The sequence below is a fragment of the Paraglaciecola sp. L1A13 genome (genome assembly GCF_009796745.1).
GTDB lineage: Bacteria > Pseudomonadota > Gammaproteobacteria > Enterobacterales > Alteromonadaceae > Paraglaciecola.
Genome location: NZ_CP047024.1, coordinates 4027942 through 4044453 on the forward strand (window position 1 = coordinate 4027942; position 16512 = coordinate 4044453).

Genomic DNA, 16512 nt, shown 5'->3' on the forward strand with positions numbered 1-16512 from the left:
TGCTGTCCTATTTAGGGTTTCGTTTCATTGCGTAAACTTACGACTAGACATTGCGCTGCGCCATGAGCGCTTCTATTTGCTCAATTTCTTTTGGTACACCGTGGGTCAGCACTTCATGCCCTCTTTCAGTCACTAGCAGGTTATCTTCTATTCGAATACCTATACCTCGCCACCGCCTTGCTACTGGCGCATCATGGGCGATATAAATACCGGGTTCGATAGTTAATACCATACCTGGCGCTAATGGCCGGTCACGCCCGTCGACTTTGTAATTACCCACGTCGTGCACATCAAGCCCTAACCAGTGGCTCAAGCCATGCATAAAAAAGGCTTTGTAATGCTGATGTTCAATATTCTCTGCTGCAGTGCCCTGTAGCAAACCTAATTCGAGAAGCCCGTTAGTTATTACCTCTACCACTACTCGGTTTGCTTTAGATACAGTGCCACCGGGTTTAATACAGTCAAATGCCGCTATTTGCGCATCCAGTACTAACTGATACAACTCACGTTGTTCAGCTGAAAATTTCCCTGATACAGGAAATGTCCGACTGATGTCAGCTGCGTAGCCTTGTAATTCACACCCAGCATCAATTAATACCAGATCGCCCGCTTTTAGTTCATCGCTGTTTTCGGTGTAGTGCAAAATACAGGCGTTCTCACCACACCCGACAATTGTGCTATATGCAGGATGTTTTGCGCCTTGCATGGCAAATTCATGGTGTAGCACTGCTTCTAATTGATACTCAAAACGCCCAGTCTGAGCAAACTGCATGGCTTTTATATGAGCTTGCGCACTTATTTCAGCTGCCCTACGCATAATATTGACTTCGTAAGGAGACTTAAACAAACGCATTTCATCTAATAACGCTCGGCTGTCGACTAAGCTCGCAGGAGCACTTTGACTCTGCCTAGGTGCACTACGAAGCTGAGATAAACAATCCAATATGCGTTCTTCGCTCTCAGGATATTCATTTAAAGCGAAATAGAGTTGCTGATGACCATCTATTAATTCAAGCAATCTTTCATCTATGTCTTCGATATCAAATACAATATCAAAGCCAAATTGTTGTTTTGCCACGCGAGGGCCAATACGTCGACCCTGCCACATCTCAACATTCGGGTCTTTGTCCTGACAAAACAATACGCAAAGGCCCACGGGATATTCAGCAGAATTAGATAAAATCAGCCACGCGTCAGGTTCGGGAAAACCGCATAGGTAATGAAAATAGCTGTCTTGGCGAAATGGAAATTCTGTGTCCCGGCTACGCGTCAATAACGTCGCGCTTGGCACAATACAAATGCTATTGCTTTGCATTTTACTTAGTAGTTGTTGGCGCCGCTCAATGAACTCATTTTTAGCAAAATCTATCATGCCATTAACATACTTAATGAACCGTTTTTGGTTGGCTTTGTTGTTCTTCAGGCGATTTGCCTAATTCGTTGAAACACAACATCGCACTGACACGCACGTATTCAACTACCTCGAATAATGCCTGTTCAAACTCTTCTCCTTCGGCCATTTGTTCATCCATACGAGCGATGTCGGCAAAATCTTCAAGGGCTTCTTTTACATCATCAGAACAATTAGTGAGATCGTCTTGATGTAAGCCAAAACCAAGCATAAAACCTTGAACCCATTCGAGTAAGGCCTGACCACGTTCATTAATAGGAGCGGCATCATCTGGCAAACAAAGGGCGAACGAGAAATCGCTTTCAAGTAATTGCTGGCAAGTTTCGTTATACAACTCTGTCAACAACTGCACAATTTCTTTTGTTAACGGCTCACCTTGATTAACAAAATCTGCCACCGCGTCAACCCAATCTTGGGATTCTAAAGGCATTCCACCACCTAGCATGCCGCAAAACAGCCCTTGAATTTCAGCTGCACTGGCTAAAATATTATTGCGCTGCAGCGCGGCCGTAATCTGTTCGTAGTTTTGTTGTTGAGTATTCAAAGCAGTATCCCGTATTGTTAATGCTTGATTCTATCACTATGGTCAAATCAGGTCATGCCCAGCACATGAGTAATTTGCCAGTAAGTGAAATGAAATTGGAACATTCCCCCCAGAACATACTATAATGGCGTCGAATTCGCGGTTGTGATTATGCAAGCATAAAAGTAATCGATTTTCGTTCAAAACATGCTCAACAATGTGCATGTACTATGTCTCCTGGGATGTTTGCCAGTTCAGTAATGTCCCTGGCCGATGCTTTTTACCTAGGAAGTTGATTCCATCGCTATTGCGCAAGCTCGGCTCGTATCGAGACGCCTACGGCAATGATGATACTTCCGCCCTGAACTTTCGGTTCACGGGCGTACACCGAACAGCGGCATTTCGGGAGACACCAATCTTACATATACCCAAGTGACTTCGAAATAACGGATTAAGAGTTGCTTGTACGGCCACTCACGACTGGTTTAAAGTTATTTGGGTATATGATATCGATGAAATTTTTATTTTTATCGTCCTACTGCATTTATACTTCAAGGATGAAAAATATGCACTTCAAGCACATTTACAAGTGGCCTAAATGAATCAAGAAACAATAATACGCCAACGCGGCGCCATTATCGTAGATGCACTTAATGACGTGGTGAAATGGAAATACGATGATTTTAATCGTGCATTATTAGCTGAATTTTCGGCTGATAAAGCTCAGCAGGTCAATGCGATTGTGCGTCAACATTTTACTGTCGAGTGGGACGTGACTAACGTCAAGCAAGCTCCAAATTTAATGAAACACTTAGCCGGGAAATACGCCCGTCTAAGCAAAAAACAGAAACTATATTACCCTCAGCAAGATGAGCGCCCTGACGTTATGCTTGCTTGGTGGCCTTGGGGCCACGGGGCAACCGTCTCGATCAGATTATTTATTGTCAATCAAGAACCATTTGTTTCAAAAAAACCTCTACTGAAACGAATTTTTCCTTTTCTGAATTGAAAAGAGCTAAATCTTGTTACTTATATGGGACATATATACAGTTTCTCGGTTAGAATAATGCCAAAATGATATAAACTTTCGGAATTACTCTATATGGCCGTTATTAATTTTGGTTCTATCAATGTGGACCATGTTTATCAGGTTGAGCACTTCGTTCAACCTGGTGAGACCTTAGCCTCGACTCATTATCAATGTTTATTGGGTGGTAAAGGCGCGAACCAATCTATCGCGCTTGCTAAAGCCGGGGCTGATGTACGCCACGTTGGTCGTATCAATGAATCTGACGCCAACTTCAAACAGATCATGATAAAACACAATATTAATTGTAAATTTGTAGCTTGCACCGAAAGCCCTTCTGGCCATGCCATTATACAAGTCACGCCATCTGGCGAAAATGCTATTGTGTTATTTGGTGGCGCTAACCATGAAATTACGTCCAAAGAAGTAATGGCGGCTCTGGATGACGTAAAATCCAGTGATTGGGTATTAACGCAGAATGAGACTAGCGCCATTGATGAAGTACTCAAACAAGCTAAAGAAAAAGGTCTCAAAGTCGCGTTCAACCCTGCCCCGATGACAGAGTCAGTTAAGCAACTGCCATTTGAGTGTATTGACCTTTTGATCGTTAACGAAGTTGAAGCACAAGAAATTTCCGGCCATAGCGACTTAGATAGCATGGCGCAATACTTTAGTGCTAACTGGCCAAAGAGCGAAATCATTATCACGCTAGGTAAGGCTGGGGTGTGCATGCTCAAAAACGATCGCAGAATTGAAGTTGATGCATTTGTAGTGGATGCGGTTGATACCACAGCGGCCGGTGATACCTTTATTGGTTTCTTCTTATCGGCTTACAGCCAGCACACGGATGCAAAAACAGCGCTTACCCGCGCTTGTGCTGCATCTGCACTTGCGGTTACTCAAGTGGGCGCAGCCCAATCTATTCCAGATGAAGAACAAGTAAATCGTTTTCTTGCTAAACATAATTGCTAACCCACATTCAACGAGGACCCTATGAGCCATAAAATTATTCTTGATACCGATCCGGGAATCGACGATGCAATGGCGATTTTTTTCGCTTTTCAATCTCCAGATATTGACGTACTCGGCCTAACCACTGTGTACGGAAACGTGCCCGTTGAAATGGCGGCACAAAATGCTCTTACCTTATGTGAGATGGCAGGTGTAGATATTCCCGTATGCAAAGGTGTCGGTATGCCTTGGGTCGGGCCGCAGTCTAAATACGCGCACTTTGTGCATGGTGAGGATGGTTTCGGTAATATTTGCCCTGAGCCTTCAAAACGTAAATTAGATCCTCGCTCATCAGCACAATATATTGTTGATATGGCTCGTCAGTATCCTGGTGAAATTACCGTAGTTGCGATTGGTCCTCTTGGTAACCTTGCGTTAGCACTGCGTCTTGAACCCGAGTTGCCTAAGTTACTAAAAGGTGTCTCAATAATGGGCGGTGCAGCATTTGTGCCGGGGAATGTAACCCCGGTTGCAGAGGCAAATATTTGGAACGATGCTTATGCAGCTGAGATTGTTTTCGGGGCAGACTGGAACCTAACTATGTTTGGTCTAGATGTGACAATGACGGTCCCGTTTGAACCAACGTTTTTAGAAGCTTTACGCAAAAACAACGCAAAATTAGGTGGGTTTGTTCACGATGCTGCTCAGTTCTATATGGACTTTTACTCACAAAATCGTGAAGATCGAGTGTGTTTCTTCCATGACGCGATGCCTATTGCTCATCTTGTTGATCCAAGTTTGTTTGAAATTGTCCGAGGTCACGCACGGGTATCAACGGATCCACTAAACATTGGCCAAACGTCAATCGCGCCAAAAAATACTACAGCCAGCCCCGATTGGCTCGAAGCACAACAGGTTGACGTTGCTGTTAAAGTTGACAAGGAAAGACTCACCCAATTATATATTGATACCTACTAAATTAATGTAGATATGCCGATATCACGACAAATTACTCGTTTGATATCGGCAGAATATTGAAAAGTTAAAAGCATTCGAGTGCGCAGTGAAAAAGCACTTGAGTGCTTTACGACACTAACATCTAAAATCCATGCCCCCTATCGCGTTAATCAGTATTTTTGATAAAAATAAACGCGTAGCTATACTGAACCGTTATTGTCCGCCCAATTGAAAAACATATTGAAAATGACTATGCATACAAATTATACACGGCAAACTCTGCGTCAACATTTTCGTCAAAAGCGCAACTGCCTGTCAGAGAAGCAACAAACGCACGCAAGCAATCTTCTACTGGAACACTGCCAAGCTATTGAGCAATATCAGGCGGCGAAATATATTACCTGTTATTTGGCTCAAGATGGTGAGATTTCAATGAAGCCAGTGATCGAAGATGCATGGATGCAAGGAAAAATAGTCTGTTTGCCTGTGCTACATCCATTTGCCAAAGGCCAACTGTTATTCTTGCGCTACCACAAAGACAGCCAAATGGAAGCAAATAGATTTGGTATTCCTGAACCGGCTCTGCGGGTTACGGACATCGTCCCGCTGCCCTTAATAGATGTAATTTTTGCGCCTCTAGTTGCCTTTGACGCCCAAGCCAACCGTTTAGGTATGGGCGGAGGATTTTATGACCGTACTTTGGCACCTGTTGCGCACAATACGTTTGCCACTGAGATATACGGCGTGGCTCATGATTGTCAGAAAGTGCCAAGTGGGATAAAAAGTGACAAATGGGATATCCCTATGCAAAAAATTATTACTCCCTCAAAAATATATATAGCCCCTTGAAACAAATATAATTTTTACACTGAACATATATTTTGCATTTTCCTTGGGTATACTTTGCTTTTCACCAGACTTACTGAAGAAAACCATGAACCAAGATGACAAAAAGAAAGCCGCAGCTCTAGCCGCTATCAGATATGTAGAGCAAGACTCAATCGTTGGCGTAGGCACGGGTTCCACGGTTAATTACTTTATAGAAGCATTAGCGTCGGTTAAAAACACTATCCAAGGGGCAGTTTCAAGCTCAGAGGCTTCAACTAAACGATTAGAAGCATTAGGTATTGAGGTATTCGATCTGAACTCCGTAGATCAATTATCGGTATACGTAGATGGCGCCGACGAAATCACCGAACATCGCCACATGATTAAAGGCGGCGGCGCGGCATTGACCCGTGAAAAAGTCGTCGCTGCTGTGGCTAAAAAGTTTGTTTGTATCATTGATGATACTAAAAATGTCCCTATTTTAGGGGCATTTCCGCTACCTGTAGAAGTGATACCAATGGCACGTTCATACGTCGCTCGAGAAATCGTTAAGCTTGGCGGAGATCCGGTTTATCGCCAAGGGGTTGTAACTGACAACGGTAATGTGCTGCTAGATGTATTCAATCTCAAAATATTAAACCCAGTGGAATTAGAACGGCAACTCAATAATATAGTTGGCGTTGTCACCAATGGCCTTTTCGCTATGCGCTCAGCTGACGTAGTGTTAACAGGTACTGAATCTGGCGTTCAAGTAAGCGAATAAACAAACTAACCTATTCGAATAATATTATTTATATAAACCGCCTCCAATGGCGGTTTTTTCGTCTTTTAATATGCCATCTTAGACACTAAACCGTCATAAAACAGTGCCACACTGTCTGACTAGACTCATTATTTGTAGTGCTTAGTCGTGTTGATCCATTTAGATTCTATTAAAACTCGCCTGCTATTAATTATAACGGTCTGTGTATTGGGCATGCTGTTACTTGTGGGCAGTCAAATTTACTACACCCAAAAGTTGGTAGATTTGAATGAAAAAAACAAATCACTGTTACGCTTAGGCCAAGATTTTTTGCAACTTCGCCGCCATGAGAAAGATTTTTTATTACGCTTGGATCTTAAATACACTGATAAATTTACCCATCAAGCCAAGCGGTTTTTAACCCAGTTAACAGCGGTTCAAGCACTCGATAAACAGTCCCAACAGAATCAACAGATATTCGATGAGCTATTCAACAGCTTTCCCTTATACCAGCAGCAATTTGTCAGCCTAGTAGAAACAAGAATTGCCATGGGATTAGATGAAAATAGAGGCTATCAGGGTGGTTTTCGCCAAGCAGCCCATGCACTGGAAGCAAAATTATCTGAAGCTGAGTTTTTAAATATGTATCAATTGTTGTTGCAAATTCGTCGGGCCGAAAAAGATTTTTTATTACGCAAAGATCTGAAATACGTCAATAAAGAGCGTGCTTTATATTCCACACTTATTCAGCGTATTGAAGCTCAATCGCCCTTTCAATACTCGCAGCTCATGCCGTTATTGAGCAAATACCAGCATGAATTTATGCAGTTAGTCGATGCTTACCGTTATGTCGGCTTAAATCATAATACGGGTTTACAGGGAAATTTTCGTGATCAGGCGCATTTGGTTGAACAAAACTTCGTAAATCTGGATCATCACCTACAGCAGCAAGTTACAGCCGCCCAGCGTCGGGTGGAAATCACCAGTGTTATGATAATGCTAAGCACAACGGCTACCTTAATCGTACTTTTGGTTCGTAGTTTTCTAACTCTACAACGTGCTTTTAATAACTTTGGAATGTTTTTTTATCGCTGTAAGCGCGAATATAAGCACATGGATGAAAAAAGCGTGGGCTTTTCGGAATTTAAATACCTAGCCACTATTGCCAACGAGATGATTGACTCACGTCGTAAAATAGAACAAGAGCTTCGCGCGGCACAGGACGAAATTACCCGACTGAGATTAGGCATGTAACCTAATACAATTCAACGTATATGAATTAACCTAAGCTGTCAGTTTGCAATTTACTGACAATATCCGCATTAGCGGCGGGGAAATCGTAATCACTTAACTGGGGAATACTAACCCAGCAGCTAATTTGCCCCTCTTGATGCTGTGGTTCGCCTCTAAAGCCCTCAACTAGTTGAATATGTAAGCGAACACGCTTGTCACCATAATCGTGCTCAATCAGCATATAATCCCGTAACGCGATGACCTCAATACCAACTTCCTCTTGTAACTCTCGCGTTAATGCTTGAGCTGGCGTTTCACCGAGTTCGAGCTTACCTCCAGGAAATTCCCATTTGCCTCCTTGGTGTAAATCGTCTGAACGTTTACTGATATAAATGGCTTGTTCTCTTTTGATAACGCCTACTGCTACGTCGACCACTTTCATTGAAGCACCTTATATTTCACCCAAAAAAAACGGGCTAATTCTATTCGAAATAACCCGCCTTTATTAACACCTGGCACGAATGCCCTAAGCGTTTTGTTAGTTTAGTTTACCGTGACATTGCTTATACTTTTGACCTGAACCACAAGGACAAGGATCGTTACGACCCACCTTAGGACCTTCACGCAATGCATTACCCGAACGTGCAGGCGCTGATTGCTCTGGCGCTTGTTCAGGTTCTTGTGTGACACTAGCAGTTTCATGTTCATACTGTTTGGGTTGCTCATCAGCTTGTCGACGTTGCTCTTCAACTGCCTCAACGTCAGACTCGGCCTTCACTTGCACTTTACTTAGCACAGTCACCACTTCTACTTTTAATGCTTCAAGCATTTCAGTGAATAATTCAAATGACTCACGCTTATATTCTTGCTTAGGATTCTTTTGTGCATAGCCACGAAGATGAATACCTTGACGAAGGTGATCCATCGCCGCCAAGTGTTCTTTCCAGTGACTATCTAAGTTTTGTAGCATAACCGCTTTTTCGAATTGACGAAGTACGTCAGCACCAACCACTTCTTCTTTAGCCTTATAGCTGGCGCTTACTTCATCTAAAATGCGTTCACGAATTTTTTCTTCAAATAATTTGTCATCTTCGTCAATCCATTTTTGTAGAGGTATATCTAACAAAAACTCACTTTTGAAATGGCCTTCAAGACCACTTACGTCCCACATTTCACTAAGTGATTGAGGCGGAATATATTGATCGATAATACTGTTAACCACGTCCACACGAATGGCATCAATAGTGGCGCTAATCTCACCTTCATCAAGTAGCTCGTTACGCTGTTCGTAAATAACTTTACGCTGATCGTTAGCAACATCATCAAATTCTAGTAGTTGCTTACGCATATCGAAGTTACGGCCTTCAACTTTACGCTGGGCATTTTCGATAGCTCGGGTAACCCAAGGGTGCTCAATCGCTTCGCCACGCTCCATACCTAAACGCTTCATCATATTGCCCATTTTTTCAGAGGCAAAGATACGCATTAACGCGTCATCGAGTGACAAGTAGAAGCGTGAAGAACCTGCGTCCCCCTGACGACCAGAACGGCCTCGTAATTGGTTATCAATACGACGAGATTCATGACGTTCCGTGCCAATGATATGCAAACCACCTGATTCGATGACAGCATCGTGATCTTTCTGCCACTGCTCTTTAATTTTTTCAATGGTACCCGGCTTAGGATCGTTAATACCTTCAACGGCAACTTGCCAGTTTCCGCCAAGTACAATATCTGTACCACGACCGGCCATATTGGTGGCGATAGTCACCGCACCAGGTTTACCTGCTTGAGCAACAATATCAGCTTCTTGCTCATGGAATTTAGCGTTAAGAACCTTATGCGGGATTTTGGCTTTTTTCAGAATATCTGATATCAACTCCGAATTTTCAATTGAAACTGTACCCACAAGTGTCGGTTGACCACGTTTCACACAGTCCTTGATGTCTTCAACAATCGCTTCGTATTTTTCTTGGGCGGTGAGGTAAATCAAATCCGCCTTATCTTTACGCACCATTGGTTTGTTAGTAGGAATAACAACCGTATCTAAGCCGTAAATACTTTGGAACTCAAACGCCTCAGTATCAGCAGTACCTGTCATACCGGCTAATTTGTCGTATAAACGGAAGTAATTTTGAAATGTGATCGAAGCGAGTGTTTGGTTCTCGTTCTGGATATTCACTTCTTCTTTTGCTTCAACCGCTTGATGCAAACCCTCAGACCAACGACGACCTTCCATTGTGCGGCCAGTATGCTCATCAACGATAACCACATCCTCGCCTTTGACGATATAATCTACATCTCGGCTGAATAACTTGTGCGCACGTAGAGCGGCATTAACATGATGCAGCAATGAAATATTTGCCGCGGCAAAAAGTGACTCATTTTCGTCTAAAATACCACTGGACTTTAAAATTTCTTCGACGTGAATTTGACCTTTTTCGGTCAAATGGACCTGCTTACCTTTTTCATCAATAGTGTAGTCGCCGTCACCGTTATTACCTTCCTCATCTTCTTTATCTTGTAGTTCAAGCTGAGGAATAATGGTGTTTATCTTACGGTATAGCTCAGAACTATCTTCTGCTTGGCCAGATATAATAAGGGGGGTTCTAGCTTCATCAATTAAGATTGAATCGACTTCATCGATAATTGCATAATGAAGTTCACGCTGTACTCGATCATTCGGACTAAACGCCATATTGTCGCGCAGGTAATCGAAGCCAAATTCATTGTTAGTACCGTAGGTAATATCAGCTGCGTAGGCTTCTTTCTTCTGAGCGTGGTTCATGCCGGGAATATTACAACCAACCGTTAAGCCCAAAAATTCAAACAAAGGACGGCTGCCTTCCGCATCACGACTCGCCAAATAGTCATTGACGGTAATAATGTGTACGCCTTTTCCGCTTAATGCATTTAAGTAAGCAGGTAACGTCGAAGTCAGCGTTTTACCTTCACCGGTTCGCATTTCAGCGATTTGACCAGTGTGTAACACCTGGCCGCCCAGCATCTGAACATCAAAGTGACGCATGGAAAAAACACGTTTACTGGCTTCACGAACAACGGCAAAGGCTTCAGGCAACAAATTATCAGTGCTTTCACCGTCTTGCAAACGTTTTTGGAATTCACCTGTTTTAGCTTTAAGTTGCTCATCGCTGAGCGCTTCAAACTCGGTTTCTACCTGGTTAACTTGCTCAGTAATTTTATTTAATTTTTTTAAAGTTCGGTCATTACGGCTACCAAAAACCTTGGTCAGAATACTCGAAAACATGGATTTACAGCTTCCAATCTAATAAATGAATGATATTACTGCCGGCGATGGCGTAAAAATCATAACTAAAATAAAACAAACTGCTCCAATGAGCTGATTGCCAATAATTAACGAAAAATTTCGTTGGACGACATCAAACAGACTGTCCCTGCGTTAGCTAGTGATCGAATAGCTAATCACGATATACAAATGGCAACGGATCTTGCGGTTGCCCTTTATTAATGACTTCATAATGTACATGAGGACCCGTCGATCGACCAGTATTCCCCATTAATGCAATTGATTGACCTTTGGTTACTACATCACCCATTTTTACATTGAGCGTTTTATTATGCCCGAACCGTGTGACCAATCCATTACCATGGTCAATTTCTACCAAATTACCGTAGCCATATCGCGATGCAGCCCATGTCACTATGCCAGCACCCGTGGCTAGAACAGGCTCACCTTCTGCACCAGCGAAGTCTAATCCTTTATGCATAGTTGGCTTACCCGTAAACGGGTCGGTACGAATACCGTAATAAGACGATAACCAACCTGCTTCGATGGGTCGCCCCGCTAAAGCACTTTCTTCAGTAATATGGTGACTCATTAGGATAGATTCAAGCGCACCGAGCTGTTGCTCTTTATTTTCGAGCTCATCTAGCATGATTTCTATGCGCGATACCACATTATATTGACCTAAATCGGTAGATGTTTCAGGCAGTGCAGCGGCTTCTTCATCAATTACAGAGAAACTGAATTCTTCAGGATTTAATTGTGCTTGTTCAACCAATCTAGCTCCTAATGCATTCACTTTAACCAGTCGGCTTTGTGCTTCTGCTAATTTTTGCAGCACGATGGCAAGGCGTTGTTCAGTGGTATTTTTTAAATCATCTATTTGAGCTTGCTGCTGATGTAATCCAGATTGTGCCAATGCCAATCGCGCGAGATTTTCATCTGGGGAGTCAGTAGAGCGGCTAGATATGAGAAAGAGCCCACATATAACGATAAAGCACGTCAATATCTGACGCTTAGTCGGCCGATATACGTAACGTGATTTTTTACTGCGATACAGTAATGTCAAACTCATTATTGAACTATTCCCCAAGGTTGGGCGCCTTACACCTCTTATAAGATGCAGTTTAACAAAGGGCTGTGGATAAACAAAATCAATTCGACTTAACAAAAAATGCCGCTATAAGCGGCATTTTAATAATAATTCAATTTAGTTCGTTAAGATAGGTGATGCGAATCTAATGGGTAACTCTTCACTATTATCGTAACTAACGAATTCCCAACATGCTTGATTTTGTAACATAGCGTTAAGTAATTTATTATTAAGTCCGTGGCCAGTCTTATAGGCGACAAGTTCACCAATAATACTGTGACCGCATAAATATAAATCGCCGATTGCATCCAAAATCTTATGTTTAAGGAATTCATCGCTATAACGTAGCCCTTCAGGATTAAGCACGCGGTAATCATCTAATGCCACTGCATTTGCCATGCTGCCACCTAATGCTAGGTTGTTGGCATTCATATATTCTAAATCTTTCATAAAACCGAATGTGCGAGCACGACTGACTTCATCCACATATGACGATGAATCAAAGTCCAACACCATATGTTGACGAGTCTGACTGATCGCCGGATGATCGAAATCGATTCTAAAATCAACACGAAAGCCATCATGGGGTCTTAACTCTGCCCATTTATCGCCGTCTTTCACTTTGATCGGCTTCTTGATCTTTATAAATTGCTTAGGCGCATTTAACTCTTCGATGCCCACAGATTGCAATAAGAAAATAAACGGGCTTGCGCTACCGTCCATTATCGGCAATTCATCGCTATCGACTTCGACAATAATATTGTCAATACCTAAACCAGCTAAAGCTGAAGCCAAGTGCTCTACGGTGGAGATAGTCACACCGTCAGCGTTGGTTATACACGTACACAACATCGTGTCGCCTACTGCTTCGGCGCGAGCTGGAATATCCGCATGAGGCTCAAGGTCAACGCGGCGAAATACAATACCCGTATTTGCCGGCGCAGGCCGGAGAGTCATAGTGACCTTGTCACCTTTGTGCAGACCAATCCCTGTCTCTTGAACAGATTGTTTGATGGTACGTTGTTTAATCATTTTATTTCTTGGCTCTAGTTAACCTAATAAAAAGCGGCACGTATTATATAAAATAAAGTGTATATTGTCAAAATAGTGTCACATTCACTCTTTTCAAGCCATATTTACAATATATTCTGTTATATGGCGTAAAGTGATAAGACTACACATTAGTCTAATAATTCATTGACCGGTTTTTAGTCAGCTTGCTTACGTAAAAACGCAGGAATATCTAAATATTCAAGATCATTACCTGTGTCAGTTCGTTCTTCACTCGCTACTGAACGGCTACTTTCAGTTGTCACACTCGCTTGCATATTGTCTGTACCGTTGGCCTGAATGCGCACTTCTTGCTGCTCATTCGACACACGTGCTGAACTACGATTTGATACCAATGAGATATCAGGCTTACGTTCTGCACCAATACCGGTAGCAACAACTGTTACACGCAGTTCATCAGACATATCCATATCAATTACGGTGCCCACAACTACGGTAGCGTTTTCAGATGCAAAGGCTTTAACGGCATTACCTACCGTTTCAAACTCATCAATTGAGAAATCAGGACCAGCAGTAATGTTGACCAAAATCCCGCGAGCGCCAGATAAGTCGATGTCTTCCAACAACGGACAGGCAATTGCGCCTTCTGATGCTTCCTCAGCGCGGTCTTCACCAGATGCCGAACCACTACCCATCATTGCAGTGCCCATCTCAGACATAACGGTTTTCACATCGGCGAAATCCACGTTAATTAAGCCAGGACGGGTTATCAATTCTGCAATACCTTGTACAGCACCCCGTAAAATATCGTTTGCGGCACTAAAGGCTTGCAATAAAGGCGTGCCTTTTCCCATCACTTTAAGCAATTTTTCATTAGGGATGGTGATGAGTGAGTCAACGTATTTTGACAACTCTTCAATACCTTGTTCAGCAAAATCTGTGCGTTTACGGCCTTCAAAAGGAAACGGTTTAGTGACCACGGCAACGGTCAAAATACCTAACTCTTTGGCTATTTTTGCTACTTCAGGAGCCGCACCAGTACCTGTGCCGCCACCCATACCTGCAGTGATAAACACCATATCCGCGCCTTCTAAAGCTTGGCGAATAGTTTCACGGTCTTCTTCTGCAGCTTGGCGCCCCACATTCGGGTTGGCACCTGCACCTAAGCCTTTGGTCACACCTGAACCAATCTGTAACGTCACGTTAGCTGCTGAGCTACGTAAAACTTGTGCATCAGTATTAATCGCGATGAATTCAACGCCTTCAATACAGTGCGCAACCATGTGTTCGATAGCGTTTCCGCCACCACCACCGACACCAATAACTTTGATGACGGCTTCTTCACTATGACTATCCATTAATTCAAACATATTTACTCTCCGGTTTTTTGCGCTAAGACTTGCAAGCAAAATAACTTGCGGCCTATAGTTTTTTAAGTTTATTTAAAAGCAGGTTTAAAACTCGCCCTTAAACCAACTTTGAATTCGTTCCCAAACGCCTTCAGACGTTTTGCTCTTGGCCGCAGTTTTGGCCTTAATGTGTTCTTTACCATATTGTAATAACCCTATCGCCGTAGCGAAGGTTGGATCTTCTACGTACTCAGATAACCCTTTGATAGAGAGAGGCTCACCGACACGTACAGGCATTTGAAAAATTTCTTCGGCGAATTCAATCGCCCCTTCCATTTTGGCGGTGCCACCTGTCAACACGATGCCCGCAGCAATTTGTTCTTCAAAACCACTGTTACGTATTTCTTTTTGTACTAATTCGAACAACTCTTGGTATCTTGGTTCAATTACTTCTGCCAGTGTATGACGAGACATAGCTCGAGACGGTCGCCCGCCGACACTGTGGACTTCAATGTTCTCTTCCATGCTGACCATGTCTTTCATCGCACAGGCATAATTAATCTTTATATCTTCCGCGTGGCTGATAGGTGTACGGAATATTTTGGCAATATCACTGGTAATTTGATTACCCGCTGCTGGTACCACAGCAGTGTGGCGAATAGCGCCATCGGTGTATATAACGATATCGATTGTACCGCCGCCTATATCCACAACGCAGACGCCCAATTCTTTTTCATCATCGGTTAATACCGCATAACTAGATGCTAAAGATGAGAAAATAAGTTGATCAGCGGTTAAATCACAGCGTTCAACACATTTGACTAAATTCTTCGCCATATCATCAGCACAGGTAATGATGTGTGCTTGGGCTTCCATACGAACCCCTGACATGCCAATTGGGTTTTTAATACCCTCTTGTACATCAATGGTAAATTCTTGAGGTAACACATGCAGCAATCTTCGCTCAGCGGCAATAGGCACTGAGCGCGCAGCGTGGATCACGTTATCAACGTCTTCTTGTGTCACTTCTTTATTATTGATGGGCACCATGCCACTTTCATTTTGGCATTGAACGTGGCGTCCTGAAATCGACATAAAAACTGACGATACTCGACAATCTGCCATCAACTCCATTTCGCTCATGGCACGCTGAACCGATTGAACAACCATGTTCAAATCGTTCACTCCACCTTTGTCCATTCCTTTCGAAGGATGACTACCGACACCAATAACGCTGATCCCACCATCGTCGAGTAACTCGCCGACTACGGCTTTTACCATACTGGTACCAATGTCTAAGCCTACAATTAGCTTTCTATCTGCAACTTTAGACATATTGTGCTGCTCTCACTTTCATTAGCTCTCTTGTGAAGGTTGTGCTGGGGATTTCCATCCCACAGCCAAGCCTGTGTCATAGCGTAAATCAACATAATCTACGGCTTTTTCGTTCTTTTGTAACAACGGATACAAATCAATAAATCGTTGCAACCGGTTAATATATTCCTTTCGCCCTAAATTAAGGCTGACCCCATTTACCAGCTTTACATGCCAAGCAAAACGGTCACTTAAGCGCACTTCATCAATGCTCATCCCTGCACTGGCTAACAAAGATTGCATCGCAGTGTAACCTTCAAGTGCAGTATGCTCATTGCCTTGTGGCCCAAACAAATTAGGCAGCTCCGGTGGAGCCTGATCTGTACTAATTGCACCTGCAAACGCATCCCCGTATTGATTTAAAATTAAATCACTGTTCCAACGGGCTGCTGGCGTTTGCTCCAACACATAAATTTTCAGACTGTTGGGCCATCTTTTACGAATTGATGCTCGATATACCCAAGGCATACTTTCAATATCTTGATGCGCTTGCTCAACATCCAACTCAAAAAAACTGCCTGGTTGAGTACGACGAATCAACCCTTCTATCTGGTCATGGCTGACAAAGCGCAACTCACCTGATAGTGCTATGTCTCGTACGGGCGCCTTTTGCTCGTCTTCGGCCCATTCTTTGATAGACCAAGCTCCGTAGACAATACCTATCAGTAACAGCAGTAAAAACCCCATCCCGCCGATGAATCGGAAGTTTGGTTGATCGGTTGCTGTTAGCGCCTTATCAGTCATCAGT

Annotated in this window: 15 protein-coding genes and 1 other RNA gene; 7 read left to right on the forward strand and 9 right to left on the reverse strand. The window is 43.0% G+C overall.

Going from position 1 to position 16512, the window contains the following annotated elements; translation table 11 throughout:
* Positions 1-43 precede the first annotated feature (43 nt).
* Positions 44-1372 carry a Xaa-Pro aminopeptidase gene (pepP, locus tag GQR89_RS17050; RefSeq protein WP_158771155.1) on the reverse strand — a complete coding sequence of 443 codons (1329 nt, stop codon included), beginning with the start codon at positions 1370-1372 and terminating at the stop codon, positions 44-46.
* 13 nt (positions 1373-1385) lie between these two features.
* Positions 1386-1955: a UPF0149 family protein gene (locus GQR89_RS17055; RefSeq protein WP_158771156.1), complete on the reverse strand. Its 570-nt coding sequence runs from the start codon at positions 1953-1955 to the stop codon at positions 1386-1388.
* Positions 1956-2165: 210 nt separating this feature from the next.
* On the opposite strand from GQR89_RS17055, the gene ssrS reads away from it, so the two are divergent.
* The 7 genes from ssrS (at position 2166) to GQR89_RS17090 (ending at position 7693) form a co-directional block, all read left to right on the forward strand.
* Positions 2166-2347: non-coding RNA, 6S RNA (ssrS, locus tag GQR89_RS17060), on the forward strand.
* 185 nt (positions 2348-2532) lie between these two features.
* Positions 2533-2943, forward strand: a complete 411-nt coding sequence (locus tag GQR89_RS17065) for a hypothetical protein (RefSeq protein ID WP_158771157.1) — start codon at positions 2533-2535, stop codon at positions 2941-2943.
* A 93-nt stretch (positions 2944-3036) separates the two neighbouring features.
* Positions 3037-3933 (forward strand): ribokinase, encoded by an 897-nt coding sequence (locus GQR89_RS17070; RefSeq protein WP_158771158.1) that lies wholly within the window; start codon positions 3037-3039, stop codon positions 3931-3933.
* A 21-nt stretch (positions 3934-3954) separates the two neighbouring features.
* Entirely contained in the window at positions 3955-4890 is a 936-nt protein-coding gene (locus tag GQR89_RS17075; protein WP_158771159.1) for a nucleoside hydrolase, read from the forward strand.
* A gap of 231 nt (positions 4891-5121) precedes the next feature.
* Entirely contained in the window at positions 5122-5718 is a 597-nt protein-coding gene (locus GQR89_RS17080) for a 5-formyltetrahydrofolate cyclo-ligase (protein WP_158771160.1), read from the forward strand.
* 85 nt (positions 5719-5803) lie between these two features.
* A complete protein-coding gene (gene rpiA, locus GQR89_RS17085) occupies positions 5804-6460 on the forward strand; it encodes a ribose-5-phosphate isomerase RpiA (protein ID WP_158771161.1) in 657 nt (218 codons plus the stop codon).
* A gap of 213 nt (positions 6461-6673) precedes the next feature.
* Entirely contained in the window at positions 6674-7693 is a 1020-nt protein-coding gene (locus tag GQR89_RS17090) for a hypothetical protein (RefSeq protein WP_199271336.1), read from the forward strand.
* A 25-nt stretch (positions 7694-7718) separates the two neighbouring features.
* On the opposite strand, the gene mutT is transcribed toward GQR89_RS17090, so the two are convergent.
* From mutT to GQR89_RS17125, 7 genes are all read right to left on the reverse strand, one after another.
* Positions 7719-8114 (reverse strand): 8-oxo-dGTP diphosphatase MutT, encoded by a 396-nt coding sequence (gene mutT / locus GQR89_RS17095; RefSeq protein ID WP_158771163.1) that lies wholly within the window; start codon positions 8112-8114, stop codon positions 7719-7721.
* Between the two features lie 96 nt (positions 8115-8210).
* Entirely contained in the window at positions 8211-10940 is a 2730-nt protein-coding gene (secA, locus tag GQR89_RS17100; RefSeq protein ID WP_158771164.1) for a preprotein translocase subunit SecA, read from the reverse strand.
* A 172-nt stretch (positions 10941-11112) separates the two neighbouring features.
* A complete protein-coding gene (locus tag GQR89_RS17105) occupies positions 11113-12012 on the reverse strand; it encodes a M23 family metallopeptidase (RefSeq protein ID WP_158771165.1) in 900 nt (299 codons plus the stop codon).
* Positions 12013-12147: 135 nt separating this feature from the next.
* Positions 12148-13062, reverse strand: a complete 915-nt coding sequence (lpxC, locus tag GQR89_RS17110; RefSeq protein WP_158771166.1) for a UDP-3-O-acyl-N-acetylglucosamine deacetylase — start codon at positions 13060-13062, stop codon at positions 12148-12150.
* A 176-nt stretch (positions 13063-13238) separates the two neighbouring features.
* Positions 13239-14411: a cell division protein FtsZ gene (gene ftsZ, locus GQR89_RS17115; protein WP_158771167.1), complete on the reverse strand. Its 1173-nt coding sequence runs from the start codon at positions 14409-14411 to the stop codon at positions 13239-13241.
* 84 nt (positions 14412-14495) lie between these two features.
* Positions 14496-15725 (reverse strand): cell division protein FtsA, encoded by a 1230-nt coding sequence (gene ftsA / locus GQR89_RS17120; RefSeq protein ID WP_158771168.1) that lies wholly within the window; start codon positions 15723-15725, stop codon positions 14496-14498.
* Positions 15726-15746: 21 nt separating this feature from the next.
* A complete protein-coding gene (locus GQR89_RS17125) occupies positions 15747-16508 on the reverse strand; it encodes a cell division protein FtsQ/DivIB (RefSeq protein ID WP_158771169.1) in 762 nt (253 codons plus the stop codon).
* Between the last annotated feature and the right edge of the window lie 4 nt (positions 16509-16512).